Origin of the sequence: Thauera linaloolentis 47Lol = DSM 12138 (assembly GCF_000310205.1) — a bacterium.
Lineage (GTDB): Bacteria > Pseudomonadota > Gammaproteobacteria > Burkholderiales > Rhodocyclaceae > Thauera > Thauera linaloolentis.
The window spans coordinates 16,713-41,159 of the sequence record NZ_AMXE01000029.1; the positions used below are offsets into that span (position 1 = coordinate 16,713).

General features: G+C 66.4%; 21 protein-coding genes. 11 read left to right on the plus strand and 10 right to left on the minus strand.

Annotation, left to right across the window (positions count from 1 at the left end; translation table 11 throughout):
* Positions 1-38: 38 nt before the first annotated feature.
* From C666_RS09495 to C666_RS09505, 3 genes are all read right to left on the minus strand, one after another.
* A complete protein-coding gene (locus tag C666_RS09495; RefSeq protein WP_004337536.1) occupies positions 39-1,688 on the minus strand; it encodes a PEP/pyruvate-binding domain-containing protein in 1,650 nt (549 codons plus the stop codon).
* A gap of 23 nt (positions 1,689-1,711) precedes the next feature.
* A complete protein-coding gene (locus tag C666_RS09500; RefSeq protein WP_004337538.1) occupies positions 1,712-3,640 on the minus strand; it encodes a DUF47 family protein in 1,929 nt (642 codons plus the stop codon).
* 120 nt (positions 3,641-3,760) lie between these two features.
* Entirely contained in the window at positions 3,761-4,669 is a 909-nt protein-coding gene (locus C666_RS09505) for an ATP adenylyltransferase family protein (protein WP_004337539.1), read from the minus strand.
* 98 nt (positions 4,670-4,767) lie between these two features.
* On the opposite strand from C666_RS09505, the gene C666_RS09510 reads away from it, so the two are divergent.
* Positions 4,768-5,001: an RNA-binding S4 domain-containing protein gene (locus tag C666_RS09510; protein WP_004337541.1), complete on the plus strand. Its 234-nt coding sequence runs from the start codon at positions 4,768-4,770 to the stop codon at positions 4,999-5,001.
* 8 nt (positions 5,002-5,009) lie between these two features.
* On the opposite strand, the gene C666_RS09515 is transcribed toward C666_RS09510, so the two are convergent.
* From C666_RS09515 to C666_RS09525, 3 genes are read right to left on the minus strand one after another with little or no spacing between them, the layout of a single operon-like run.
* Positions 5,010-6,758 (minus strand): potassium channel family protein, encoded by a 1,749-nt coding sequence (locus C666_RS09515; RefSeq protein WP_004337543.1) that lies wholly within the window; start codon positions 6,756-6,758, stop codon positions 5,010-5,012.
* 59 nt (positions 6,759-6,817) lie between these two features.
* Positions 6,818-7,201 carry a DUF6394 family protein gene (locus tag C666_RS09520; RefSeq protein WP_004337545.1) on the minus strand — a complete coding sequence of 128 codons (384 nt, stop codon included), beginning with the start codon at positions 7,199-7,201 and terminating at the stop codon, positions 6,818-6,820.
* Positions 7,198-7,620, minus strand: a complete 423-nt coding sequence (locus C666_RS09525) for a YchJ family protein (protein ID WP_004337547.1) — start codon at positions 7,618-7,620, stop codon at positions 7,198-7,200. The genes C666_RS09520 and C666_RS09525 overlap by 4 nt, the downstream gene beginning before the upstream one ends.
* Before the next feature lie 208 nt (positions 7,621-7,828).
* Between C666_RS09525 and acnB the strand changes: the two genes are divergently transcribed.
* Positions 7,829-10,426, plus strand: a complete 2,598-nt coding sequence (acnB, locus tag C666_RS09530; RefSeq protein WP_004337549.1) for a bifunctional aconitate hydratase 2/2-methylisocitrate dehydratase — start codon at positions 7,829-7,831, stop codon at positions 10,424-10,426.
* A gap of 199 nt (positions 10,427-10,625) precedes the next feature.
* Here acnB and C666_RS09535 read toward each other — a convergent pair whose 3' ends face one another.
* From C666_RS09535 to C666_RS09550, 4 genes are all read right to left on the minus strand, one after another.
* Complete coding sequence (locus C666_RS09535) at positions 10,626-11,657, minus strand: LLM class flavin-dependent oxidoreductase (RefSeq protein ID WP_004337551.1); 1,032 nt, start codon at positions 11,655-11,657, stop codon at positions 10,626-10,628.
* Between the two features lie 189 nt (positions 11,658-11,846).
* Positions 11,847-13,088, minus strand: a complete 1,242-nt coding sequence (locus C666_RS09540; RefSeq protein ID WP_004337553.1) for an MFS transporter — start codon at positions 13,086-13,088, stop codon at positions 11,847-11,849.
* Positions 13,089-13,099: 11 nt separating this feature from the next.
* Positions 13,100-14,089, minus strand: coding sequence for an HpcH/HpaI aldolase/citrate lyase family protein (locus C666_RS09545; protein WP_004337555.1), 990 nt, complete (start codon positions 14,087-14,089; stop codon positions 13,100-13,102).
* Between the two features lie 96 nt (positions 14,090-14,185).
* The gene (locus C666_RS09550; RefSeq protein ID WP_004337557.1) at positions 14,186-15,175 is read right to left on the minus strand and encodes a malate dehydrogenase; all 990 of its coding nucleotides are present in this window, start codon (positions 15,173-15,175) and stop codon (positions 14,186-14,188) included.
* A gap of 234 nt (positions 15,176-15,409) precedes the next feature.
* Between C666_RS09550 and C666_RS09555 the strand changes: the two genes are divergently transcribed.
* The 9 genes from C666_RS09555 to C666_RS09595 all read left to right on the plus strand — a co-directional run.
* The gene (locus C666_RS09555) at positions 15,410-16,138 is read left to right on the plus strand and encodes a GntR family transcriptional regulator (protein ID WP_004337559.1); all 729 of its coding nucleotides are present in this window, start codon (positions 15,410-15,412) and stop codon (positions 16,136-16,138) included.
* Positions 16,139-16,248: 110 nt separating this feature from the next.
* Positions 16,249-16,638: a succinate dehydrogenase, cytochrome b556 subunit gene (sdhC, locus tag C666_RS09560; RefSeq protein WP_028792069.1), complete on the plus strand. Its 390-nt coding sequence runs from the start codon at positions 16,249-16,251 to the stop codon at positions 16,636-16,638.
* Positions 16,632-16,979 carry a succinate dehydrogenase, hydrophobic membrane anchor protein gene (sdhD, locus tag C666_RS09565; protein ID WP_004337563.1) on the plus strand — a complete coding sequence of 116 codons (348 nt, stop codon included), beginning with the start codon at positions 16,632-16,634 and terminating at the stop codon, positions 16,977-16,979. Before sdhC ends, sdhD begins: the two co-directional genes overlap by 7 nt.
* Positions 16,980-16,981: 2 nt before the next feature.
* On the plus strand, positions 16,982-18,775 hold the full coding sequence (gene sdhA / locus C666_RS09570) for a succinate dehydrogenase flavoprotein subunit (RefSeq protein WP_004337565.1): 1,794 nt from the start codon (positions 16,982-16,984) through the stop codon (positions 18,773-18,775).
* Between the two features lie 19 nt (positions 18,776-18,794).
* The gene (locus C666_RS09575; protein WP_004337567.1) at positions 18,795-19,505 is read left to right on the plus strand and encodes a succinate dehydrogenase iron-sulfur subunit; all 711 of its coding nucleotides are present in this window, start codon (positions 18,795-18,797) and stop codon (positions 19,503-19,505) included.
* 15 nt (positions 19,506-19,520) lie between these two features.
* Positions 19,521-19,757 carry a succinate dehydrogenase assembly factor 2 gene (locus tag C666_RS09580; protein ID WP_004337569.1) on the plus strand — a complete coding sequence of 79 codons (237 nt, stop codon included), beginning with the start codon at positions 19,521-19,523 and terminating at the stop codon, positions 19,755-19,757.
* 60 nt (positions 19,758-19,817) lie between these two features.
* The gene (gene gltA, locus C666_RS09585) at positions 19,818-21,113 is read left to right on the plus strand and encodes a citrate synthase (RefSeq protein WP_004337571.1); all 1,296 of its coding nucleotides are present in this window, start codon (positions 19,818-19,820) and stop codon (positions 21,111-21,113) included.
* Between the two features lie 160 nt (positions 21,114-21,273).
* Positions 21,274-24,126: a 2-oxoglutarate dehydrogenase E1 component gene (locus tag C666_RS09590; protein WP_028792070.1), complete on the plus strand. Its 2,853-nt coding sequence runs from the start codon at positions 21,274-21,276 to the stop codon at positions 24,124-24,126.
* A gap of 38 nt (positions 24,127-24,164) precedes the next feature.
* A partial coding sequence (locus C666_RS09595; protein WP_004337575.1) for a biotin/lipoyl-containing protein occupies positions 24,165-24,447 on the plus strand: 283 nt, incomplete at its 3' end.

A 24,447-nucleotide genomic window follows, 5' to 3' on the forward strand; every position in this document is an offset into this window, starting at 1 on the left:
GCAGGCCCGGCGTTCCTTGCCGGCCGCGGATGCGTGCCTCAGTCCTGCGTCAGGGGCCGGGTGCGGCCGTGCAGCGTGTCGAGGCGGGCAAGCAGTTCATCGGCAACGGTTTCGCGGATCGCCGCCACGCCGGCATAGATGGCGCCTTCGTTGCCGTCGAGCGTCACCGTGTCGCCCTCGCGCAGTTCGCGGCCCGCCACGCTCACGGTGCGCGCGGCCGCGTCGATCTGCAGCGCCTCACATCCCACCAGGCAGACCTTGCCGAGCTGGCGGGCGACGACCGCGGCATGCGAGGTACGCGCCCCGCGCCGGGTTAGCAGGCCCTCGGCCAGATCCAGCGCGGCGATGTCGCGCGTTTCGGCATCGTTGCGGACGAGGATGACCGGGGCGCCGGCTGCGTGGCGGGCGCGGGCGCGCGTCTCGTCGAGTGCGATTTCGCCCCAGGCCACGCCGCTGGCCGCGCTCGGGGCATGCGCGAGCGGTTCGGCACGGGTGCCGTCCGCGGCCGCGACGTGGCGCTGGGTGAGGGCGCGGGCGTCGAGCGTGCGGGTGCGTTCGTGGGCGGTGTCGGCGTCGATCACGCCTTCAGCGTGCAGGTCGAGCGCGATGCGCGCCGAGGCCAGCGCGGTGCGCTTGCCGTCACGCGTCTGCAGCAGGTGGAGCTGGCCTTGCTGCACGGTGAACTCGAACTCCTGCATGTCGCCGAAGGTGCGCTCCAGGCGCGCGACCGCCGCCAGCAGCGCTTGCCATATGCCGGGCGCGACCGTCGCCAGCGCTTCGTGGCCCAGCGCGTTGCGCCGACCGCTGACGACGTCTTCGCCCTGTGCATTGAAGAGAAAGTCCACCCATGGGCGAGGCTCGCCGCTGCTCGGGTCGCGGGTGAAGCCGACGCCCGCGCCCGACAGGCCGCCGGCGTTGCCGAACACCATGCGCTGCACGGTCACCGCCGTGCCGATGCCGTGATCCAGGCCGTGCAGCGTGCGGTAGGTACGCGCCTTGTCGCCCTGCCACGACGCGAACACGGCCGCGATCGCTTGCTGCAGTTGTTCATGCGCATCCTGCGGAAAGGCCTCGCCGGCCTCGCGCCGGTAGGTTTCGAGATGCTGGCCGGCGAGGTCGCGCAGCGCGGCGAAATCCAGCGCGCGTTCGTCGGTCTCGCCGCGCACGCCATCGAGGTCGGCTTCGAAATGGGCGGCATCGATGCCCGCGACGATTTCGCCATAGCCGCAGATCAGGCGCCGGTAGGCGTCCCAGGCGAGCCGGGGATGGCCGGTGACGCGGACCAGGCCGCCGAGCGTGGCGTCGGTGAGGCCGATGTTCAACAAGGTTTCCATCATCCCCGGCATCGACACCGGTGCGCCGGAGCGCACCGACAGCAGCAGCGGGTGGCGCGGGTCGCCCAGACCGAGTCCGCTGAGCTGCTCGAGCCTGGTCAGTGCGGCTTGCCAATCCGTCGAATCGAGCGACGCCGCATCGGCGCACCAGCCGGTACCGATCACGAAGGCCGGCGGCACCGGCAGGCCGAGCGCCGCCATGCGCGCGAGGTTCCAGGCCTTGAAGCCGAGTGCGGCGGGGCCGCAATCCGCCGGCAGCGGTGCGTCGGCATGGATCAGGCGGATGGTGCGGCGGTCCTCGCCGGCCGTGGGGAGGGGGCTTGCTGCGGTATTGTGTTCCGTGAATCCGTTCACTGCGTCACTCTCCTGGCGAACGCTCATTCGCCCACGCCGGCACGGCTGAAGGCGAGCCGGCGCAGGCCGTAGCTGGTCGCCAGCAGCCAATCGGTGGCGGATTCCAGCGCCTGCGCGAAATCGGTGCTCAGGCTCAGCGTCGCCGCGTCGCTGACGTGTTCGGCCAATGCGCGGCGCACGTCGCGCAGCAGCACGTCGCACTGCCGCTCGGCATTGAGCACCCGCCACAGCGCGGCGACGAACTCCTCGTGGTCTTCGGCGCTGCTGTCCTCGCCGAAGCGGCGGCCGATTTCCAGCGCGCGGACGTGATCCTGCACCGCGCCGAACACCGCGTCGGCGAGCAGCTGCATGGTCTGGTGCACTTCGCCGCGCCAGCCCTGGTGGTGATTGGCCGCGATCAGCGACAGCAGGAAGGCGGCTTCCTCGAGGGCGTCGGCGACGTCGTCCGCGCTTTCCACCAGCTCGGCGAGCGCCTGCCAGCGCGGGCGGGCTTCGGCGCGGCTGCGCGCATCCATGACCAGTTGGTCGGCACGGTATTCCCAGTCCTTGGCGCGTTCGGAGAATTCGCGCGCGGCCTTGCGGTTGCGTTCGTGGCCGTGGGCGAGGCTGTCGCGCAGCCCTTCGGCCAGCGCATGGCAGTAGGCGGCATGCTCGGCGAGCAGGTCGAATTCGTCGTGCCGCTGCAGGTAGCGCACCAGCAGCAGCCGGGCGTCGTCGGCCACCAGCGCCAGCGGCTGGCGCTGGCGCATGATCGTGGCCGCCCGCCCCATCACGTCGAGGACGAAGGCGCGCGCCTTGTCGTTGCCCATGGCGGTGTCGAGCCGGTCGCCGATGCGGAAGTACTCTGGCCCGAGCGCCTGCATGGCGCCGAACACGAGCTTCTCGCCGCCCGCGGCGAGCCAGGCCATGTGGCCGATGCGCCGTTGCGCCGCCTCGGTCAGGATCGCCACTGCGTCGGCCTTGGTGACGAACTGCTCGAGCCGCTTGCGCGCCCGGTTCCAGTCGATCAGGAACACGATGCGCGCGCCGATGCCTTCGAGTGTCGCGAGCAGGGCCGCGTCGCCGGCGCAGTCGAAGGTGGCCGTTCCGACGTAATAGGTGGCACCGAAGTTGAAGCCGGCGCTGGTCAGCGCCTGCGGTTCGCTCCAACTCGCGCCCACCTCGCCCAGCATGGACTGGAAGAAGGCGAAGCGGCGTCGATGCAGGTCGGAATAGGTGAGGCTGATCCGCAGGCCTTCGACCTGGATGACGAGCACGTGCGCGTCATTGGTGCCGATGTCGTTCTGCAGCAGCAGGCGCGGTCCGTCGCGCGTGGCGGCGGTGTCGAGTCCGGGGTGGTCGAGCTTGAGCGCGCGCGTCTGGTTGAGGCCGCGCATGAAGGCCGCCACGCGGGCGCGGTCGGCTTCGTCGATCTGCCATACGTGGGCGCCGTCGATGTTCTCGCTGGACAATTCGGCGGCGAGGCGGTTGATGGCCTTGTGCAGGTCCATGACCAGCAGGTGCACACTGTCTTCCTTGCCCCGCTTGCCGCTGGTCAGCGCATTCAGGTCGTCGGCCGAGAGCGTATCGGCGCTCAGTTGTTCGAGCCAGGCGCACCAGTGGCCGACGCGGGCGTCGAATTCGGCCACGCCTTCCAGCGGCCGCGCCATGGCGCGCAGATCTTCGGTGAGCAGTTCGCGCAGGCGGGGCAGCTCGGGTACGTGAAGCAGCTTGCCTTCGCGGTAGGCGTTCGCCGGCAGTTCGGCGAGCCAGGCCGCCTTGACGCCGGCCGCGGCGAACTCGCGCGACAGGTCCAGTATCGGTCCGTCGCCGCGCGAAGCGCGGTCGTATGCCGCCTGCAGCACGCTCATGTACAGCTTCAGGCGGTCGTTCGCGGCCAGCGCCGCGCGCACCCTCGTCGGTTTCAGGAGTTCCGCCTGACCCAGGACGGCGACGGCTTCGGCCTTTTCCATTGCATCCTCCGCATGAGTGCGGCCGATTGTCCGCTTCGAATGTGACAGGCGTGTCACATCGCGGCGGGCCGTCCTTGCCCGGGTGCAGCGCGGCAGATCCAGCGGTGCGGGCGGGGCGTGTCAGCCGGGAAAGCCCACCGCGGCCAGCACGGCGAGCGGCCCTTCGGCCCGCAGGCGCTCGATCTGCGAGGGGTGGCGGACGAACAGCGAGCCGGCGTAGCCGAGTGCGTTCACCGATACGTCCTGCCATTTTTCCTGTCGCCGCGGTACGACCAGCAGCCAGCCGCGGCTGGCGAGCAGGTTGTAGGGAGGCATGGGATTGGCGGCCGCCGGCAGCGAGAGCGCGCCGCAGGCGGTGGAGAACGCCGTCCGCAGCGTTTCTCCGGCCGCCGCGGGGTTGCACCAGTCGATGCCGGCCAGGCTGACGAAAGCATGTTGCCATGGCAGTGCCGCATTCGACTGCGCCACGCCACCCGCATCGGCGCGGAGGGTCTTGCTGAAGGCGGCGAAGCCGTCGTCGCCGCGCAGGGAGGCGTCCGGCACCCATTGCAGGTGCTTGTGCGGCTGGCTGGCGCCGGCAACGCTGCCGCCGTTGTAGAAGCCGAGCCCGCCCTGCGCGCCGACGACCGTCGCCAGGGCGCGGAAATCGGCCGCGGTCAGGGCCGCGCTCTGGGCCTCGAACACCCGCGTCACGATCAGCAGATGGTGGTCGATGACGGGGAACTTGTTCAGTATCACGACATGGGCCGCGCCGAGGCGGGCCACGGTCAGCGCGGGCTCGGGGGGCAGGAAGGGATTGGCGCCGGGGCGGCGTTCGCTGATGCTGGCGATGCGTGCCCGGTCCTTGAGCGCCAGCGAGGACACCCAGCGGACCGAGAAACTCAGTTCGCCCTGGGTGAGCAGGGCGCTTTCGGTCCTGATCGGCTGCAGGGCCCCGGTCGCCAGTGCGTTGCGGATGGTCTGCCCGGACAGATCGAGCAGGGCATTGCTGCGGCAGTCGAGCGGAGCGGTGGCATGGAAGCTGGTCATGGAGTGGCGGTGCGGGCGACAATGCCGGCATTTTGACACGAGCAGGCGTGGCGGCGGCCCGGATGGGCGGCGCCTGATCGGCCCTTACGGAGTCTTGCATGAGTATTTCCTTTGCCGTGCGCGGCGATCACATCCAGCTCGATCAATTGCTCAAGGCGACCGGCCTCGCGGGTTCGGGCGGCGTTGCGCATGCAGCGGTCGAAGCCGGCGAGGTGCGGGTGGACGGCAAGGTCGAGAGCCGCAAGCGCGCCAAGCTGCGTCCGGGGCAGCGGGTGCGTTTCGCCGGCGAGGAGATCGTCCTCGTGGCCGAGGATGGTGCGAACCCCGCCTGAGGGGGTCGTCAGGGGAGCTGCGGCTTCGACGGGCGCGCGCCGCGCCGCGACAGCCTGCGCCAGATCCAGCCGCCGGGCAGATCTTCGCCGCTCAGCAGGTATTCGAGCGTGTGTTCGTAGGCGATGTTGAGCGCGAATGCGTCGCGTGCGCGGGGCCTGCCGGCCAGCAGGAGTTCGTCGCCTGGTCTCAGCGCCGTGTCGAGCGGCGGCATTAGCAGGTGGTCGTCGTCGTCGCGGTCGAGATACAGCACCTCGCAGTCGAGCCGTGCGCCGAGGTCCGCGGTCGAGCGCAGCACCTTGTCGAGGGTGATGGTCTCGCCGCGCATCAGGCGGTGGTAGAGGGCGGGCGAGCGGCGCAGGTTGACCCGTTCGCTCCAGACTTCGGGCACGGCCCAGCCGAGCCGTTGCGTGAGGCGCTCGAGCTGCGCGGCGCACCAGGTTTCGTCGTGGCCGCGGATGTCGCGCAGGAAGGGTACCAGCAGCGGCGTGGCGAGGATGGCGAGGCATTCGTGGGCGATGATCTCGCTCGGTACCACGGTGATGTCCGATTCGAAGGTGTCGAACAGCACCTGGTTCGCTTCGTGGTTCTGGCGCAGGATCACGAACAGACCAGGGTTCAGTTCACGCGCCGTGACCGCGATCGACAGGTTGTCGATGTCCGAGCCGGTGCCGGCGACGATGCCGGTCGCTTGTTGCACGCCGGCCTTGAGCAGGGCTTCCGCGCTGGTGCCGTCGCCCTGGACCCATAGGTGCGAACCGTCCGGCGGTTCGCTGCGGTCGATGACGGTCACCGGCAGCGACTCGGCATCCATCGCATCGACCATCCAGTGGCCGAAGCGGCCATGGCCGCAGACGATCCAGGGACCGCGAGGCGGGCTGCGGTGGCGTTCGACCGTGGTGCCGGGCAGGCCGGTGAGCCAGCCCAGCAATTGGGAGGCAGCGGGGGCATGGAGGGCAATGGCGAGCGTTTCGGAGAAGCGCTCAAAAGGATTGATGATGTGGCGCGTGCCGAAGGAGGCCATGTTGGCCGCGGTTTCACGGTGCTCGGCGCGGCACAGCGCGGGCAGTTTGGGCGCCATCAGCCGCGTTGCGATGGCGATGGCGAGGTTGGTGGCGTCCTGGTCGGTGAGCGCGATCACGCCCGTGCAGTGCGGATGCCCGAGCCCTGCGTAGCGCAGGACTTCGGGGCTGGATGCGTCTGCGCACAGCGCGGGCACGTCGGCGGCGAAGCTGCGCAGTTCGATTTCGCCCACCTTGGTTTCGTCGATTTCCACGACGACCGAGCGTAGCCGCATACGGTCGAGCGCATTGCAGATCAGGCGGCCGGTTTCGCCATAGCCGCAGACCAGGTAGAAAGGCTCGCGCAGACGGCGCACGGCGCGCACGAAGCGCTGCGTGGCGATGGCCTGCTGCAGGCTGCGGTCCGAGAGCAGGGCGAACAGCGTGCCGAGCGTATAGGTCCAGCCGATGACGGACATGTAGATGCAGAACACGACCCACAGCCGCTGCTGGTCCGAAAAGGCGTAGGGGATCTCGCCGAAGCCGATGGTGGTCGCGGTGTAGCTCATGAAGTACAGCGCGTGGAAGAAGCTCAGGTAGCGGGCCTGGCCGTTTTCTCCCGTGCCCGGCGCGAGCGTGAGGCCCAGCACCGAGATCGCCATGATGGTGATCAGGAGAATCAACGGCGCGCGCAGGCGCCGCAGGATCAGGAAGAAGATGCCGTGGTGCCGTGCGAGCGGCTGCAGCCGTTTTGTCATCGCCGGGCCGGCCGCAGATCGATGCGGCAAGCGTGGGGGCCGCGCTTCATGGTCGGGGGTCAGCGCCGCTGCATGATCGTTTCGGCGATCAGGATGACCACCGAAACCAGGTTGGCGAGCAGCGCGCCGCCCGAAAGCGACACCAGGTTGGCGGTGGCCGCGGGCGTGAGCCCGGTGCCGGAGATGTGCGCGGCATAGCCCCAGACCATGGCCGCAGCGATCAGTTGCAGGTCGGCCACCAGGCTGGTGGCGAGATGGACCGCGCCGATCTGCGTGCGGTCGCCGAACTTGAGCACGGTCGCGATCAGGCTCACCACCAGGGCCGCGAACAGTTCGTAGATGTCATGGTGCGCGGGATTGTCGATGTCGCCGACGAAAAAACCGAAGTTGAGCGTCGCGGCAAGCAGGATGAAGAAGCCGAAGATGACTTTCTCGAGGTTCATTGCCGTCGTTCTCCTTCGATGGGGCCGGCGGTGCCTTCGTCGATGTCGCCGTCGATGTAGTACCAGTGGCCTCGCTCGCGCACGAAACGGCTGTTTTCGTGCAGGCGCCGGGCCCGGCCGCCGACGCGGTAGCGGGCGACGAACTCGACGCGCGCGCGGTCCGCGCCGGTGTGCTCGTGGGCGAGGATCTGCAGGCCGATCCACTTCGGCGCCGGATCTTCTTCCAGGTCGAGCGCCGCCGGGCGCGTGCTGTCGTGCCAGGTGCGCTGCAGGTAGGCCGCATCCCGCCGGGCGAAGGCAGTGTAGCGCGAGCGCATCAGGGCTTCGGCGGTATTGGCCGCACGCTCGCCGGCGAGCAGCGGAGCGCAGCAGCGTGCGAAAGGCAGGCCCGATCCACAGGGGCAGGAAGTCGTTTTCATCGGCTTGGAATGCTATACCTCGATCACTGGCGCCATTCTGCTCCAAGGTGCCGGCAGGGAGTAGAATTGCGGCGTCTTTCATGCGGATTCGGTGTCTTTGTGTTGCACTGCACCGCAAGTCTTATAAAAGACATATAATCCGCCCCGATCCGTACGGGCGATCCCCGGCGGAGCCCTGATCACTGCCACGAAAAGTGAGGAAATCACCGTGCTTGAAGCCTACCGTGCCCATGTCGCCGAACGTGCCGTCCTCGGTATCCCGCCGCTGCCGTTGAGCAAGCAGCAGGTTACCGATCTGGTCGCGCTGCTGAAGAATCCCCCCGCCGGCGAGGAAGCCTTCCTCGTCGAGCTGCTGACCTATCGCGTGCCGGCCGGTGTGGACGACGCAGCCAAGGTCAAGGCCGCGTTCCTGGCCAAGGTCGCCAAGGGCGAAGAGGCCTGTGACCTGGTGTCGCGCGCCAAGGCCACCGAATTGCTCGGCACCATGCTGGGTGGCTTCAACATCAAGCCGCTGATCGATCTGCTGGCCGATGCCGAAGTGGGCACGGTCGCCGCCGAGGGGCTGAAGAAGACCCTGCTGATGTTCGACTACTTCCACGACGTCAAAGAACTGGCCGACAAGGGCAACGCCAACGCCAAGGCCGTGCTGCAGTCCTGGGCCGACGCCGAGTGGTTCACCAGCCGCCCGGAAGTTCCCGCTTCGCAAAAGCTCACCGTGTTCAAGGTCACCGGCGAAACCAACACCGACGACCTGTCGCCGGCGCCGGATGCTTGGTCCCGCCCCGACATCCCGCTGCATGCGCTGGCGATGCTGAAGAACCCGCGTCCGGGCATCGAACCGGAAGAAGCCGGCGTGCGCGGCCCGGTGAAGTTCCTCGAAGACCTCAAGGCCAAGGGCAACCTGGTGGCCTACGTGGGCGACGTGGTCGGTACCGGCTCCTCGCGCAAGTCCGCCACCAACTCGGTGCTGTGGTTCACCGGCGAAGACATCCCCTACGTGCCGAACAAGCGCTTCGGCGGCGTGTGCCTGGGCTCCAAGATCGCGCCGATCTTCTTCAACACCATGGAAGACGCCGGCGCGCTGCCGATCGAGATCGACGCCGGCCAGATGGACATGGGCGACGAGATCGAACTGAAGGTCGATGCCGCCTCCGGCAAGGTCACCGCACTGAAGAACGGTGCCGTGATCGCCGAGTCGCAGCTCAAGACCCTGGTGATCCTGGACGAAGTGCGCGCCGGCGGCCGCATCCCGCTGATCATCGGCCGTGGCCTCACCACCAAGGCGCGCGAGGCGCTGGGCCTGCCGCCCTCGACCCTGTTCCGCCTGCCGCAGAACCCGGCCGACAGCGGCAAGGGCTTCTCGCTGGCGCAGAAGATGGTCGGCCGCGCCTGCGGTCTGCCGGAAGGCCACGGCATCCGTCCGGGCACCTACTGCGAACCCAAGATGACCACCGTCGGCTCGCAGGACACCACCGGCCCGATGACGCGCGACGAACTCAAGGACCTCGCCTGCCTCGGCTTCTCCGCCGACATGGTGATGCAGTCCTTCTGCCACACCGCCGCCTATCCGAAGCTGGTCGACGTCAAGACGCACCGCGAACTGCCGAGCTTCATCAGCACGCGCGGCGGCGTCAGCCTGCGTCCGGGCGACGGCGTCATCCACTCCTGGCTCAACCGCCTGCTGCTGCCCGACACCGTGGGCACCGGCGGCGACAGCCACACCCGCTTCCCGATCGGCATTTCCTTCCCGGCCGGCTCCGGCCTGGTGGCGTTTGCCGCCGCCACCGGCGTGATGCCGCTGGACATGCCGGAATCGGTGCTGGTGCGCTTCAAGGGCACGCTGCAGCCCGGCGTCACGCTGCGCGACCTGGTCAACGCCATTCCGCTGTACGCGATCCGCCAGGGCCTGCTGACGGTCGAGAAGAAGGGCAAGAAGAACGTCTTCTCGGGCCGCATCCTCGAAATCGAAGGCCTGCCCGACCTGAAGGTGGAACAGGCTTTCGAACTCACCGACGCCTCGGCCGAGCGTTCCGCCGCCGGCTGCACGGTGCACCTGAACAAGGCGCCGATCGTCGAGTACATGAACTCGAACATCACGCTGATGAAGTGGATGATCGCCGAGGGCTACGAGGATGCGCGCACGCTCAAGCGCCGCATCAAGGCGATGGAAGACTGGATCGCCAACGGCGAACTGCTCAAGGGTGACGACGATGCCGAGTACGCCGCGGTCATCGACATCGACCTGGCCGACATCAAGGAGCCGATCGTCGCCTGCCCGAACGATCCGGACGACGTCAAGTTCCTGTCCGAAGTCGCCGGCGACACGATCGACGAGGTGTTCATCGGCTCGTGCATGACCAACATCGGCCACTTCCGTGCCGCGGGCAAGGTGCTGGACGGCAAGTCCGACATTCCGACCCGCCTGTGGATCGCGCCGCCGACCAAGATGGACGCGATGATCCTCAACGAGGAAGGCTACTACGGCATCCTGGGCCGCTCCGGCGCGCGCATGGAAATGCCGGGCTGCTCGCTGTGCATGGGCAACCAGGCGCAGATCCGCAAGGGCAGCACCGCGATGTCGACCTCGACGCGCAACTTCCCCAACCGCCTCGGCATCGACACCCGCGTGTATCTGGGTTCCGCCGAGCTGGCCGCGGTGTGCGCGCTGATGGGCAAGATCCCGACGGTGCAGGAGTACATGGCGCAGGTCGAGGTGGTCAACAAGAAGGCCACCGACATCTACCGCTACATGAACTTCGACCAGATCGAGGCATTCCGCGCGGTGGCCGATACCGTCGAGGTGTAAGGCAAGCAAGCAGGGCGGGCGCGAGCCCGCTCGCCAACCGCAAGGCCCCCGTCCGGCTTCATGCCGGCGGGGGCCTTGTCATGCGATGTCCCGTCGATCGAAGCAGCCGGCTGCCGCTGATCCAGGCCAGGTGGCTGCAGCCGCGCGTTGTTAGGCTATCTGCGCGCCGCTTCTGTCAGCGCCTTCGCTGCCCACTGATTCAGGCTGGTGCCAGCTCCCAGGCTTGGGCGAGGATTGCGAAGGAGCGGCAGCGGGCGGCGTGATCGAAGATCTGGGCCGTGACGATCAACTCGTCGGCGCCGGTTTCGGCAATCAGTTGCTCCAGGCCGCGGCGCACGGTGTCGGCGCTGCCGACCGCCGAGCAGGCGGTGGCTTCGTCGGCGTACTGTCGTTCTGCCGGCGTCCAGCCTTGTTCCTCATCCAGCGCAGGCGGCTGCAGCAGGCCGCGATCGCCGCGGGCGATGCCGGCGAAGCGGTTGCGCAGCGAACTGAACAGGAGCCGGGCTTCGTCGTCGGTGTCGGCGGCGATGGCGTTGGCGCCGACCATGACGTAGGGGCGTTCGAGCGCCGCCGAGGGGCGGAAGCGGCTGCGGTACAGGTCCACCGCGCGCATCAGGAAGCGCGGCGCGAAGTGCGAGGCGAAGGCAAAGGGCAGACCCAGATGCGCGGCCAGTTCGGCGCTGAAAAGGCTGGAGCCGAGCAGCCACAGCGGCACGCGCAGGCCGGCGCCAGGCACCGCCTGCACGGCCTGGCCGGGCTGGGCGGGCGCGAAGTAGGACTGCAGCTCCAGCACGTCCTGCGGAAAGTTCTCGTCGCTGCCCGCGAGGTGCCGGCGCAGCGCGCGGGCGGTGCGCGGGTCCGTGCCGGGCGCGCGGCCCAGGCCGAGATCGATACGCCCGGGGAACAGCGATTCGAGCGTGCCGAACTGTTCGGCGATCACCAGCGGCGCATGGTTGGGCAGCATGATTCCGCCCGCGCCGACGCGGATGCGCTGCGTTGCCGCCGCCACATGGCCGATGACCACCGCGGTTGCGGCGCTGGCGATGCCGGCCATGTTGTGGTGTTCCGCGAGCCAGTATCGCGTGTAGCCGAGGTGGTCGGCGAGCTGCGCGAGTTCCCGCGTGTTGCGCAGTGCCTCTCCGGGCGTGCTGCCGAGTGTGACGGGCGCGAGGTCGAGGATCGACAGCGGGGTTCCTGGCTTGTCTTGTGTTGGCGTCTCGGAGGAGGTCATGGGCGCTGCCGGGGCAAGGGTTGTCGGGTTGATCCAGGGTGCCATGATGCCAGCAAAGCCGTCGGGTGCCGTGTTTCCCCGGGGCGGACTGCTTGCGCATGCCGGCCGCCGCGGAATGCATCGCAGCGCCGGTGCGGGCGTGCGTGATGGCATCCCGGAGGGGCTCGCGGATGGGGCGTGCTGCGGCCTTCAGTCGCGGCCGGAGGGCACCATCCGGCGCAAATGCAGTCCAGCCAGCAGCAGGGTCGCCAGTACGCAGCAGGCGAGGACCGCGGCCACACCGTTCCATCCTCCGCTCGTCCAAGCGAGGCCCGATACCGTGCCGATGATGCTCGCGCCCAGGTAGTAGCTGGTCAGGTACAGCGCCGCGGCCAGTGCCCGCCGCTCGTGTGCCCGCCGCCCGACCCAGCCGCTGGCCACCGAGTGGGCGGCGAAGAAGCCGAAGGTGAACACCGCGACGCCGCCGATGATCACAGGCAGGGACTGCAGCACGGTGATCGCCAGGCCGGCCGCCATCACGCCGACCATGATCCACAGGACGTTGCGCCGGCCGTGGCGGTCGGCGAGCTGGCCGCCCCAGGCGGAAGCCCAGGTGCCGATCAGGTAGAGGCCGAAGATGGCGCCGATGGTGGCCTGGCTCAGGCCGAACGGGGCCTCCATGAGCCGGAAGCCGAGATAGTTGTAGAGGCCGATGAAGGCGCCCATCAGCAGGAAGGCGGTGAGGAAGAGCCAGGGCATCGCCTTGTCGGCCAGCAGGCTGCGGGCATCGGACAGGATCCTTGCCGGGTGGGCGGCGCGTGCGGTGAAATGGCGCGACGCGGGCAGGCTGCGCCAGAAGACCACCGCGGCGATGCAACCGAGCACGCCGAGCACGGCCAGCGCCACGCGCCACGAACTCCATTCCGCCACGAGCGCCGACAGAAAGCGTCCGCTCATGCCGCCGAGCGCGTTGCCGGCGATGTAGAGGCCCATGGCGCGGCCTTGCGCGCTGGCGGCGATTTCCTCTCCGAGATAGGCCATTGCCGCCGCGGGCAGGCCGGCCAGGGCCACGCCGAGCAGGGCGCGCAGCGCAAGAAGCTGGTCGAAGCCGGTGACGAAGGGGGAGGCGAGCGATACCAGGGCGGCGAGCGTGAGCGATGCCTTCATGACGCGCATGCGGCCGATGCGGTCCGACAGCACGCTCGCGGGAATCAGGAACAGCGCGAGCGCGGCGGTGCCGGCCGACACCGACAGACTGGCGGCGGCCGGGCTGATGGTGAAGGCATCGCGCAGCATGGGCAGGATGGGCTGGGTGCCGTAGAGCATGGCGAAAGTGGCGAATCCGCCGACGAACATCGCCAGGTTCGCGCGCCGGTAGGCCGGCGTGCCGGCTTCGACATGGCCGCTGTCGTCGACGCCGGCAGAGACGGCTTCGGCCCCGTGCTCACTCATAGGTCATGCGCTCAGGGCTGGAAGAAGCGGTCGCGCGCCTCCTCGGGAAGCTGCATGCCGGTATTGCGCGCACGCTGCAGCAGCTCCCAGTAGTAGCGGTAGGAGGCGCGGTCGTGCAGGCGCCCGCCATGCTGGATCGGTCCCCAGCCGGCATCCTGGGCGGCGGACAGGATCTGCGCGGCTTCCTCGACTTCGGAGAAGTCGGGCTGCATCGCCGCGATGATCGGCAGGATCTGGTTGGGATGGATGCTCCACATACGCAGATAGCCGAACTCGCGGCGCGCGCGATCGGCGTCATGGCGGATGACGGCGACGTCCTGCAGCTCGGTGGTGACGTTGTGCGAGGGCACGACGCCGTTGGCGAGCGCGGCGGCGGAGATTTCGGTCTTGGCGCGGGCGACGAGGGGATGGTCGAACTGACCCGGGCTCTTCATCGCGCTGCCCGGGATTGCGCCGTGGTGGCCGGAAACGAAGTCCATCAGGCCGAAATCGAGCGATTCGACGCCGTCGAGCGCGGCGATGTCCCAGGCTTCGCGCAGCGCGCCATGGGTTTCGATGAGGATGTGCACCGGCAGGGCATGTTCGCCGCCACAGGCGGCCTCGATACGGCGCAGTTCGCGTATCTGGGCGGCGGCATCGGCCGCCGAGCGGACCTTGGGCAGGGTGATGAAGGCAAGCCGCCGGCCGGCGCCGCGCACGAGAATGTTGAGATCTTCCTTCCAGTGCGGGTGCGTGATGTCGTGGATGCGCGCGCCGACACGGCCGAAGTGGTTCTCGGGGCCGTTCACGATATCCACCACCATGCGCGCATGTTCGGCTTCGGCGCCGGCGCGTGCGCCGTCCTCGCAGTCGCAGGTGATGTCGAACACCGGGCCGAGCTCCTGCTGCAGCTTGAGCGCCTTGAGCATCAGCTTCTCGGCGCCGGCGTAGTGGTCGACCGCGGGCAGGGCGGGGAAGGGCTTTTCGCCGGCGAACAGGACATCGGCTGGATGCAGGTGCATGCGGGTTCTCCTCGAAGGCGGCCAATGATGAAAAAAGGCCACGGATTCTACCCCGTGGCCTGGTGCAGGCGCGGCTTTACGCCACGGATGCGGAGCTTACTTCAGCATGTCGGCGACGGCGGCGCGCTCGTCTTCGAGTTCCTTCAGGGTGGCGTTGATCTTGCCGCGCGAGTACTCGTCGATTTCCAGGCCCTGGATGATCTTGAACTGACCGTTCTTGGATTCGCAGGGGAAGCCGAACACGATGCCTTCGGGGATGCCGTAGGAGCCGTCCGACGGAACGCCCATGGTGACCCAGTCGTCCGAGCCCAGCACCCAGTCGCGCACGTGGTCGATGGCGGCGTTGGCGGCGGAAGCGGCCGACGACAGGCCACGGGCCTCGATGATGGCGGCGCCGCGCTTGCCGACCGTGGGCAGGAACACGTCGTTGTTCCAGGCGTGGTCGTTGACCAGCGCCTTGACGCTGTCGCCGTTCGATTCGCAGAAGCGGTAGTCGGCGTACATCGACGGCGAGTGGTTGCCCCACACGACCATCTTCTTCAGCGACGAAACAGCGCGTCCCGACTTGGCGGCCAGTTGCGACAGCGCGCGGTTGTGGTCCAGGCGCAGCATGCCGTGGTAGTTGTTCGGGTTGGTGCGGCCGACCTTGATGGCGGCGGCGCGGGCGATGTAGGCGTTGGTGTTGCAGGGGTTGCCGACGACCAGCACGCGCACGTCTTCCTTGGCGTTCTCGGCGATGGCCTTGCCCTGCACGGTGAAGATCGCGCCATTGGCGGTCAGCAGATCGGCGCGCTCCATGCCGGGGCCGCGCGGACGGGCGCCGACCAGCAGGCAGACGTCGGCATCCTTGAAGGCGACGTTCGGATCGTCGGTAGCGACCATGCCGGCCAGCAGCGGGAAGGCGCAGTCTTCCAGCTCCATCATCACACCCTTCACGGCCTTCTGGGCCTGGGGCAGGTCGAGCAGCTGCAGGATCACGGGCTGGTCCTTGCCCAGCATTTCACCGCTGGCGATGCGGAACAGCAGGCTGTAGCCGATCTGGCCGGCGGCGCCGGTGACTGCAACGCGCATGGGGGCTTTGCTCATGTGAATACTCCCTCTATAAAGAAGACGGTCTGTGATGGCGTTATCGAGAATTCGTGCCTCGGCGGCATGTGGCGATGACGTTTGGCGCATCGTGCCGGAACATTCGCACCGCATGCATCAGGGGCGCGGAAATACTAAGTAGAAATGCCGGGGCTGTCAAATCATGACTTATGTCTTATATAAGATATAAGACAAGGCATAGACGACTCATTTTTTTTATGCTCAAATGCGCGCATGTCACGGGAAGCACCCACCTTCAGCCCTCTGTATCGCCAGATCAAGGCCCTGATCCTTCAGGCGCTCGAATCCGGCGAGTGGCGGCCTGGCCAGGCGATTCCGAGCGAGCAGGAGCTTGCGGCGCGATTCAGCGTGTCGCAGGGGACGGTTCGCAAGGCGATCGATGAAATGGCTGCCGAGAATCTGCTCGTCCGCAAGCAGGGAAAGGGTACCTACGTCGCCTCGCACAATGATCCGCGCGCCTTGTTCCGCTTCCTGCGGCTGGTGCCGATCGATGGCGACCTGTCTCATCCGCAGAGCGTGCCGCTCGACTGCTGGCGCGCCAAGGCCGGGCAGGAAGCCTCGCGCATGCTGGGAATCGAACTGGGCGCGCCGATCATCATCGTGCGCCGCCTGCTGAAGTTCGCGACCCGGCCGGTGGTGATCGACGAAATCTACCTGTCGGGCGAGATCTTCCATGGGCTCACGTCCGAAGTCCTGCAGGGCTGGAACGGGTCGCTGTACAGCCTGTTCGAGACCCGTTTCGGGCTGCGCATGATCCGGGCGCAGGAGCGCATCCGCGCCGTCGCGGCCGATCGCAATGCCAGCGAGGCGCTGAAAGTCGCCGAGGGGACGCCCCTGCTGTCGGTCGAACGCGTGACCTACACCTATGGGGACAGGCCCGTCGAATGGCGGCGCGGGCTGTACTCGACGGCGGAGCACTTTTATCTGAATGAATTGAATTGACGTAATGATGTGCTGGGTGACGGCGCTATAATTACTGATTACGTATAACGGTGTACGTATTTTCGAAGTCGGCGACGGACCTTTCGTCGTGCATGTAGAGGGGAGTCTTCATGTCAGAAGTGACTGTACGCAAGCCAAGGCCTAAGCATCTGGCCATTAATCAGATCAGGATGCCGATCCCGGCAATCGTTTCGATCCTTCATCGGGTCAGTGGCGGGGGGCTGTTCCTGCTGCTGCCTTTCCTGCTGTTCCTGCTCGACCGCAGTCTCGGCTCGCCCGAGTCGTTCGAAACCTTCAGCGCGGTGGTCGGGCATCCTCTGGCCAAGTTGCTGCTGCTGGGGCTGCTGTGGGCCTACATGCACCACTTCTGTGCCGGCATCCGTTTCCTGCTGCTCGACATGCACAAGGGAACGGATCTGCAAGCCGCGCGCAATTCGTCGCGCATCGTTCTGGTCGTGAGCATCGCGCTCACCGTGATCATCGGGGTGAAACTATGGTGAGGCGCCAACCTGTCGGAGCGCATTACGGTCTGAAGGACTGGATCGCGCAGCGTGCGACTGCGGTCTTCATGGCCATCTACACGATTCTCTTCGCGGTCTGTGCGCTGACGCTGCCCGAGTTCAGCTATGAAGCGTGGAGCGGCCTGTTCTCCGCGGGCCTGTTCCGCTTCCTGAGCTTCCTGTTCTTCCTGTCGCTGTTCTATCACGCCTGGATCGGCGTGCGCGACATCTGGATGGACTACGTTAAGCCGACGGGTGTGCGCCTTGCGCTGCACCTCGTCACTCTCTTCCTGCTCATCGGCTACGCCGGCTGGGCTGCCCAGATTCTTTGGAGGCTGTAAGCGTGAACGTCGCTAAGCGTACCTTTGATGCAGTCATCGTCGGCGCGGGTGGCGCCGGCCTGCGCGCAGCTCTGCAATTGTCCGAAGCCGGCCTCAAGACCGCCGTGCTGACCAAGGTCTTCCCGACGCGTTCGCACACGGTGGCGGCGCAGGGTGGCGTGGCCGCCTCGCTGGGCAATACCACCGAAGACAACTGGCACTGGCACATGTACGACACCGTGAAGGGTTCGGACTGGCTGGGCGACCAGGATGCCATCGAATTCATGGTGAAGAAGGCCAACGAGGTCGTCGTCGAGCTCGAACACTACGGCATGCCCTTCGACCGTACCGACAACGGCAAGATCTACCAGCGCCCGTTCGGCGGCCATTCCATGAACTATGGCCAGGCGCCGGTGATGCGTTCCTGTGCAGCCGCCGACCGTACCGGCCACGCCATGCTGCACGCGCTGTACCAGCGCAATGTGCGCGCCAACACCCAGTTCTTCGTCGAGTGGAATGCGCTCGACCTGATCCGCAACAGCGAAGGCGACGTGCTCGGCGTTACCGCGATCGAGATGGAAACCGGCGAGGTCTCCATCTTCCACGCTAAGGCGACGATCTTCGCCACCGGCGGTGCGGGCCGCATCTACTACAGTTCCACCAACGCCTTCATCAACACCGGCGATGGCCTGGGCATGGCGGCGCGCGCCGGCATCCCGCTCGAAGATATGGAGTTCTGGCAGTTCCACCCCACCGGCGTGGCCGGCGCGGGCGTGCTGATCACCGAAGGCGTGCGCGGCGAAGGCGGCATCCTGCGCAACAGCAGCGGCGAGCGCTTCATGGAGCGCTATGCGCCCAACCTGAAGGATCTGGCCTCGCGCGACGTGGTGTCGCGCTCGATGGTCACCGAGATCAACGAAGGCCGCGGCTGCGGTCCCGACAAGGATCACGTGCTGCTCGACATCACCCACCTGGCGCCCGAGAACATCATGAAGCGCCTGCCGGGTATCCGCGAGATCTCGATCCAGTTTGCCGGGATCGACCCGATCAAGGCGCCGATCCCGGTCGTGCCGACCTGCCACTACCAGATGGGCGGCATTCCGACCAACTACAAGGGCCAGGTCATCGTGCCGAAGGACGGCAATCCGAACACCCCGGTGGTCGGTTTCTACGCCGCCGGCGAGTGCGCCTGCGCGTCGGTGCACGGCGCCAACCGCCTGGGCACCAACTCGCTGCTCGACCTGCTGGTGTTCGGCAAGTCGGCGGGCGAGAGCGTGGTCGAGGACTTCAAGGCCGGCAACCTGTCGCTGAAGCCGTTGCCGGCCGATGCCGCCGACGTGTCGCTGGCGCGCATGGCCCGCCTGGAAAACCAGAAGAACGGCACCGACGTGCATGAAGTGCGCCTGGCCATGCAGCGCACCATGCAGAAGCATGCCGGCGTGTTCCGCTTCAAGGACCTGCTGTCCGAAGGCGCCGCCCGCATCCTCGAAGTGGCCGAACAGTCGCTGCATACCGAGATCAGCGACAAGTCCAAGGTGTGGAACACCGCGCGCACCGAGGCGCTGGAACTCGACAACCTGATCGAAGTCGCCAAGGCGACCATGATCTCGGCCGAGGCGCGCAAGGAGTCGCGTGGCGCCCACGTGCGCGACGATGCGCCGGACACGGCGGAGAATCCCAACGGCCGCGACGACAAGAACTGGCTCAAGCACACCCTGTGGTACCGCGACGGCAACCGTCTCGACTACAAGCCGGTGAACCTGAAGCCGCTGTCCGACGACGTGGAACCCATCGCGCTCGCCAAGCGCACCTACTGAGCGCGGGAGAAAAAACAACATGAGCAAGCGTACCGTTCATTTCAAGATCTATCGCTACGATCCGGACAAGGACGAGAAGCCCTACATGCAGGACATCTCGGTCGAGCTGGAAGCGTCCGACAAGAAGCTGCTGGACGCTATCGTCCGCCTCAAGACCAAGGACGACACCTTGTCGTTCCGCCGCTCCTGCCGCGAGGGCGTGTGCGGCTCGGACGCGATGAACATTAACGGCAAGAACGGCCTGGCCTGCCTGACCGACGTCGATGGCCTGCAGCAGCCGATCACCCTGCGTCCGCTGCCCGGCCTGCCGGTGATCCGCGACCTGATCGTCGACATGACGCAGTTCTTCAAGCAGTACCACTCGATCAAGCCCTACCTGGTCAACAACGACCCGGCGCCGGAGCGCGAGCGCCTGCAGTCGCCGGACGACCGCGAGGAACTCAACGGCCTGTACGAGTGCATCCTGTGCGCCTGCTGCTCGACTTCGTGCCCGTCGTTCTGGTGGAACCCGGACAAGTTCGTCGGCCCCGCCGGCCTGCTCGCCGCTTACCGCTTCCTGGCCGACACGCGCGACCAGGACACCAATGCTCGCCTCGACAACCTCGAGGACCCGTACCGCCTGTTCCGCTGCCACACCATCATGAACTGTGTCGACGTCTGTCCGAAGGGTCTCAACCCGACCCGCGCGATCGGCAAGATCAAGGATATGATGGTTCGCCGCGCAGTATAAGGACGAGGCAGATACATGAGCATCAACAGGGGGCGTGTCCGCTGGCAATGTCGTCGGGCCCTGCTCGAGCTCGACCTGGTGTTTATGCGCTTCCTGGAGCGGCATTTCGATCGTCTCACCGACGATCAGTTGGCGGATCTGGATGATCTGCTGCGTTGTGATGACTACGACCTCTGGGCGTTTGTCAATGGCAGCAAGGCATGTGAGGTAGACCGCTGGAAAGAGATGGTCGGTCTGCTGCGTCAGCGCTGATGCGGCAGATACGATCACGATACGACAAGCAGTTAAACCGGCTAGTAGAAGGGACGATCTATGAGCACTGAACGCACTGCAACGCTAACCGTCGATGGCAAGACCGTCGAATTCCCGGTGATGACCGGCACCCATGGACAGGATGTCATCGACATCCGTACGCTGGGTGGCAAGACAGGCCTGTTCACCTACGATTCTGGTTTCCTGTCGACTGCGAGTTGCAAGTCGAGCATCACCTTCATCGACGGTGACAAGGGCGAACTGCTGTATCGCGGCTATCCGATCGAGCAACTGGCCGACAAGTGCAACTTCCTCGAAGTGGCCTATCTGCTGAAGAACGGCGAACTGCCGAATGCCACGCAGAAAGGGGACTTCGAGACCACGATCAAGCGGCACACCATGCTGCACGATCAGATGACGAAGTTCTACTCGGGCTTCCGCCGCGACGCGCATCCGATGGCGGTCATGGTGGGCGTCGTCGGCGCGCTGTCGGCCTTCTATCACGAGGCGCTGGATTTCTCCGACGCCGAGCACCGCAGCATCTCGATCAACCGCCTGATCGCCAAGCTGCCGACGATCGTCGCGATGGCCTACAAGTACAACAAGGGCGAGCCCTTCATGTACCCGCGCAACGACCTCGACTACACCGCCAACTTCATGCACATGATGTTCGGCACGCCGTGCGAGCGCTATGAGCCGAACCCGGTGCTGGTGCGGGCACTCGACGTCATCTTTACGCTGCATGCCGACCACGAGCAGAATGCGTCGACCTCCACCGTGCGCCTTGCTGGCTCGTCCGGTGCCAATCCGTTCGCATGCATCTCGGCCGGCATCGCCTGCCTGTGGGGCCCGGCGCACGGCGGCGCCAACGAAGCGTGCCTGAACATGCTGGAAGAGATCGGCGACGTGTCGCGCGTCGGCGAATACATCGCCCGCGCCAAGGACAAGAACGACAGTTTCAAGCTGATGGGCTTCGGCCACCGCGTGTACAAGAACTTCGACCCGCGCGCCAAGCTGATGCGCAAGGTCTGCTACGACGTCCTCGGCGAGCTGGGGCTGGAGAACGACCGCCTGTTCAAGCTCGCGATGGAACTCGAGAAGATCGCGCTGGAAGACGAATACTTCGTCGAGAAGAAGCTCTATCCGAACGTCGACTTCTATTCGGGCATCGTGCAGAAGGCGCTGGGCATTCCGACCTCCATGTTCACTTGCATCTTCGCGCTGGCGCGAACGGTGGGCTGGATCACCCAGTGGGAAGAAATGATCACCGATCCGGAATACAAGATCGGCCGCCCGCGCCAGCTCTACACTGGCACGGCGCGACGCGACGTTCCGGCGATCGCACAGCGTCCGTAAGAGACGATGGAGAGGGGAGGGAGACATCGCCGAGTCTGACAAAGCGGGGTGATCGCGCGTGCGCGTTCATCCCGTTTTTCCATCAGGAATCGATTCCGGATTTCTCCGATCACCGCATTACCTGCAAGCAGCGCAACAGAAAACACAGGTGGCTTTCATCATGATGAAGCAACTCGAACAAACTTCGCACTTGTTCGGCTCGAACGCGCCGTTCATCGAAGAGCAGTACGAGAATTACCTCGCCGACCCCAGCTCGGTCTCGGACGAGTGGCGCAACTATTTCGACCAGCTGCAAAGCCAGGCCGGGGCCGCGGCGCGCGACGTCGCGCACGGCCCGGTGATCGCGGCTTTCGAACAGATGGCCAAGCGCGGCCCGGTCCGTACCATCGTCTCGGGCGAGGGTGAGGACAAGCAGCAGGTTTCCGTGCTGCAATTGATCAACGCCTATCGCTTCCTCGGCAACCGCTGGGCCAACATCGATCCGCTCAAGCGCACCGAGCGCCCGCAGATCGCCGAACTCGAGCCGTCCTACTACGGCTTCACCGAGGCCGACCTGTCGAAGAGCTTCAACGTCGGCTCCTTCCACGGTTTCTCGACCGAGCGCGCCAGCCTGCGCGAGATCCTCGAGGCCCTGCGCCAGACCTATTGCAGCTCGATCGGGTCGGAGTACATGTACATCTCCGACATCGCGCAGAAACGCTGGATCCAGAGCCGTCTGGAAAGCGTGCGCGGCACGCCGAAGTTCTCCGTCGAGATGAAGAAGCGCATCCTCGAGCGGACCACCGCAGCCGAAACGCTCGAACGCTATCTGCATACCCGCTACGTCGGCCAGAAGCGCTTCTCGCTCGAAGGCGGCGAGAGTGCCATCGTCGCGATGGACGAGATCGTCCGCGTCGGCGGCAGCCTGGGCGTCGCTGAAACGGTGATCGGCATGGCCCACCGCGGCCGCCTCAACGTGCTGGTCAACACCCTGGGCAAGTCGCCGTCGATGCTGTTCTCGGAATTCGAGGGCAAGGCCGCGGCCGACCTGAGCGCGGGCGACGTCAAGTACCACATGGGCTTCTCCAGCGACGTCATGACGCCGGGCGGCCCGATGCACCTGACGCTGGCCTTCAACCCATCCCACCTCGAGATCATCAACCCGGTGGTCGCCGGCTCGGTCTATGCGCGCCAGGTGCGCCGCGACGACGTCGACAAGCGCGAAGTGCTGCCGGTGCTGATCCACGGCGACGCGGCCGTCGCCGGCCAGGGCGTCAACCAGGAGATGCTGAACTTCTCCCAGACCCGCGGCTACGGCACGGGCGGGACGATGCACCTGGTCATCAACAACCAGATCGGTTTCACCACCTCCGATCCGCGCGACTATCGCTCCTCGCTGTACTGCACCGACATCTTCAAGATGGTCGAGGCGCCGATCTTCCACGTCAATGGCGACGATCCGGAGGCCGTTGCCTTCGTGACCGCGCTGGCGATCGAGTTCCGCCAGGAGTTCAAGAAGGACGTCGTGGTCGACATCGTCTGCTTCCGCAAGCTCGGCCACAACGAGCAGGACGAGCCGATGGTCACGCAGCCGCTGATGTACCGCAACATCCAGAAGCATCCGGGCACGCGCAAGCTCTATGCGGACCGCCTGGTGGCCGAAGGCTCGATCGGTGCCGACGAACCGGAACAGATGATTGCCGAGTACCGCGAGCACCTGGACCGCGGCGAGCTGCTGTACAACCCGGTGCTGTCCGGCCACAGCCGCAAGTTCGCGGTGGACTGGACACCCTTCCTGAAGCAGGCCTATACCGACGAAGCCGATACCGCCATTCCGGTGCAGGAAGTCAAGCGCCTGGGCGAGCGCCTGACCTCGATCCCCGAGGGTTTCGCGCTGCATTCGCGTGTCAAGAAGATCATCGACGACCGTGCCGCGATGGCGCGCGGCGAGCTGCCGCTCGACTGGGGCATGGGCGAAAACCTCGCCTATGCCAGCCTGCTGGCGCAGGGCTACGGCGTCCGCATCTCGGGCGAGGACGTCAACCGCGGCACCTTCTTCCACCGCCATGCCGCGCTGCACGACCAGAAGCGGGAGCGCTGGGACGAAGGCACCTACAAGCCGCTGGATCACATCCAGGAAGGGCAGGCCCGATTCCAGTGCTACGACTCCGTGTTGTCCGAGGAGGCGCTGCTCGCGTTCGAGTACGGCTACGCCACCACCGAGCCCAATGAGCTCGTGGTGTGGGAAGCCCAGTTCGGCGACTTCGTGAACGGCGCCCAGGTCGTCATCGACCAGTTCATCAGCTCGGGCGAGGCCAAGTGGGGCCGCCTGTCGGGCCTGGTCATGATGTTGCCGCACGGCTACGAAGGCCAGGGGCCGGAGCACTCGTCGGCGCGCCCGGAGCGCTTCATCAGCATGGCGGCCGAAAACAACTGGCAGATCGTCGTGCCGACGACGCCGGCGCAGATCTTCCACCTGCTGCGCCGCCAGATGGTCCGCCGCCTGCGCAAGCCGCTGATCATCATCACGCCGAAGTCGCTGCTGCGCCACAAGGAAGCGATCTCGTCGATCGACGAACTGGCCAACGGCCGCTTCCAGACGGTGATCCCCGAAGTCGAGAACCTCGATCCGAAGAAGGTCAAGCGCGTGGTGCTGTGCCAGGGCAAGATCTACTACGAACTGCTGGCCCATCGCCGCGAGAACAACATCACCGACACCGCGCTGGTGCGTGTCGAGCAGTTGTATCCCTTCCCGGCGGAGGAGTTCGGCAAGGCGATCGAGCAGTTCCCGAACGCCAGGGAAATCGTCTGGTGCCAGGAAGAGCCGCGCAACCAGGGTGCGTGGTACTGGCTCGCCTCGCGCCAGCATCTGGTCAACGTGCTCGGCACCAAGCGCAAGCTGCTGCTCGTCAGCCGTCCGGCCGCAGCGTCGCCGGCGGTAGGCTACTATGCCAAGCACAACCAGCAGCAGAAGGCCGTGATCGAGAACGCTTTCGGTCCGATCAAGGACACCACGCCGACGTCCCCGAACTGATGTCCCCGAACTGATAGAACAACCAGGGAGAGAACTCCATGCTGATCGAAGTCAAAGTACCGCAGCTTTCCGAATCGGTTTCCGAAGCGACGCTCGTTTCGTGGCACAAGAAGGAAGGCGACGCCGTTTCGCGCGACGAGAACCTGATCGACATCGAGACCGACAAGGTCGTGCTCGAAACCCCGGCTCCGGCCGATGGCGTGCTGGTCAAGATCATCAAGGCCGATGGTGACACCGTCACCTCGGGCGAACTGATCGCGCAGATCGACACCGAGGCCAAGGCCGCCGCAGGCGCCGCCCCGGCCGCCGAGCCGGTCCAGG

Excerpts from the sequence above, each read along its gene's own strand:
- C666_RS09500 (WP_004337538.1), bottom strand. The coding sequence starts at position 3,640 with ATGGAAAAGGCCGAAGCCGTCGCCGTCCTGGGTCAGGCGGAACTCCTG.
- C666_RS09505 (WP_004337539.1), bottom strand. The coding sequence starts at position 4,669 with ATGACCAGCTTCCATGCCACCGCTCCGCTCGACTGCCGCAGCAATGCC.
- C666_RS09510 (WP_004337541.1), top strand. The coding sequence starts at position 4,768 with ATGAGTATTTCCTTTGCCGTGCGCGGCGATCACATCCAGCTCGATCAA.
- C666_RS09515 (WP_004337543.1), bottom strand. The coding sequence starts at position 6,758 with ATGACAAAACGGCTGCAGCCGCTCGCACGGCACCACGGCATCTTCTTC.
- C666_RS09520 (WP_004337545.1), bottom strand. The coding sequence starts at position 7,201 with ATGAACCTCGAGAAAGTCATCTTCGGCTTCTTCATCCTGCTTGCCGCG.
- C666_RS09525 (WP_004337547.1), bottom strand. The coding sequence starts at position 7,620 with ATGAAAACGACTTCCTGCCCCTGTGGATCGGGCCTGCCTTTCGCACGC.
- C666_RS09535 (WP_004337551.1), bottom strand. The coding sequence starts at position 11,657 with ATGACCTCCTCCGAGACGCCAACACAAGACAAGCCAGGAACCCCGCTG.
- C666_RS09540 (WP_004337553.1), bottom strand. The coding sequence starts at position 13,088 with ATGAGTGAGCACGGGGCCGAAGCCGTCTCTGCCGGCGTCGACGACAGC.
- C666_RS09545 (WP_004337555.1), bottom strand. The coding sequence starts at position 14,089 with ATGCACCTGCATCCAGCCGATGTCCTGTTCGCCGGCGAAAAGCCCTTC.
- C666_RS09550 (WP_004337557.1), bottom strand. The coding sequence starts at position 15,175 with ATGAGCAAAGCCCCCATGCGCGTTGCAGTCACCGGCGCCGCCGGCCAG.
- C666_RS09555 (WP_004337559.1), top strand. The coding sequence starts at position 15,410 with ATGTCACGGGAAGCACCCACCTTCAGCCCTCTGTATCGCCAGATCAAG.
- sdhC (WP_028792069.1), top strand. The coding sequence starts at position 16,249 with ATGTCAGAAGTGACTGTACGCAAGCCAAGGCCTAAGCATCTGGCCATT.
- sdhD (WP_004337563.1), top strand. The coding sequence starts at position 16,632 with ATGGTGAGGCGCCAACCTGTCGGAGCGCATTACGGTCTGAAGGACTGG.
- C666_RS09575 (WP_004337567.1), top strand. The coding sequence starts at position 18,795 with ATGAGCAAGCGTACCGTTCATTTCAAGATCTATCGCTACGATCCGGAC.
- C666_RS09580 (WP_004337569.1), top strand. The coding sequence starts at position 19,521 with ATGAGCATCAACAGGGGGCGTGTCCGCTGGCAATGTCGTCGGGCCCTG.
- gltA (WP_004337571.1), top strand. The coding sequence starts at position 19,818 with ATGAGCACTGAACGCACTGCAACGCTAACCGTCGATGGCAAGACCGTC.
- C666_RS09590 (WP_028792070.1), top strand. The coding sequence starts at position 21,274 with ATGATGAAGCAACTCGAACAAACTTCGCACTTGTTCGGCTCGAACGCG.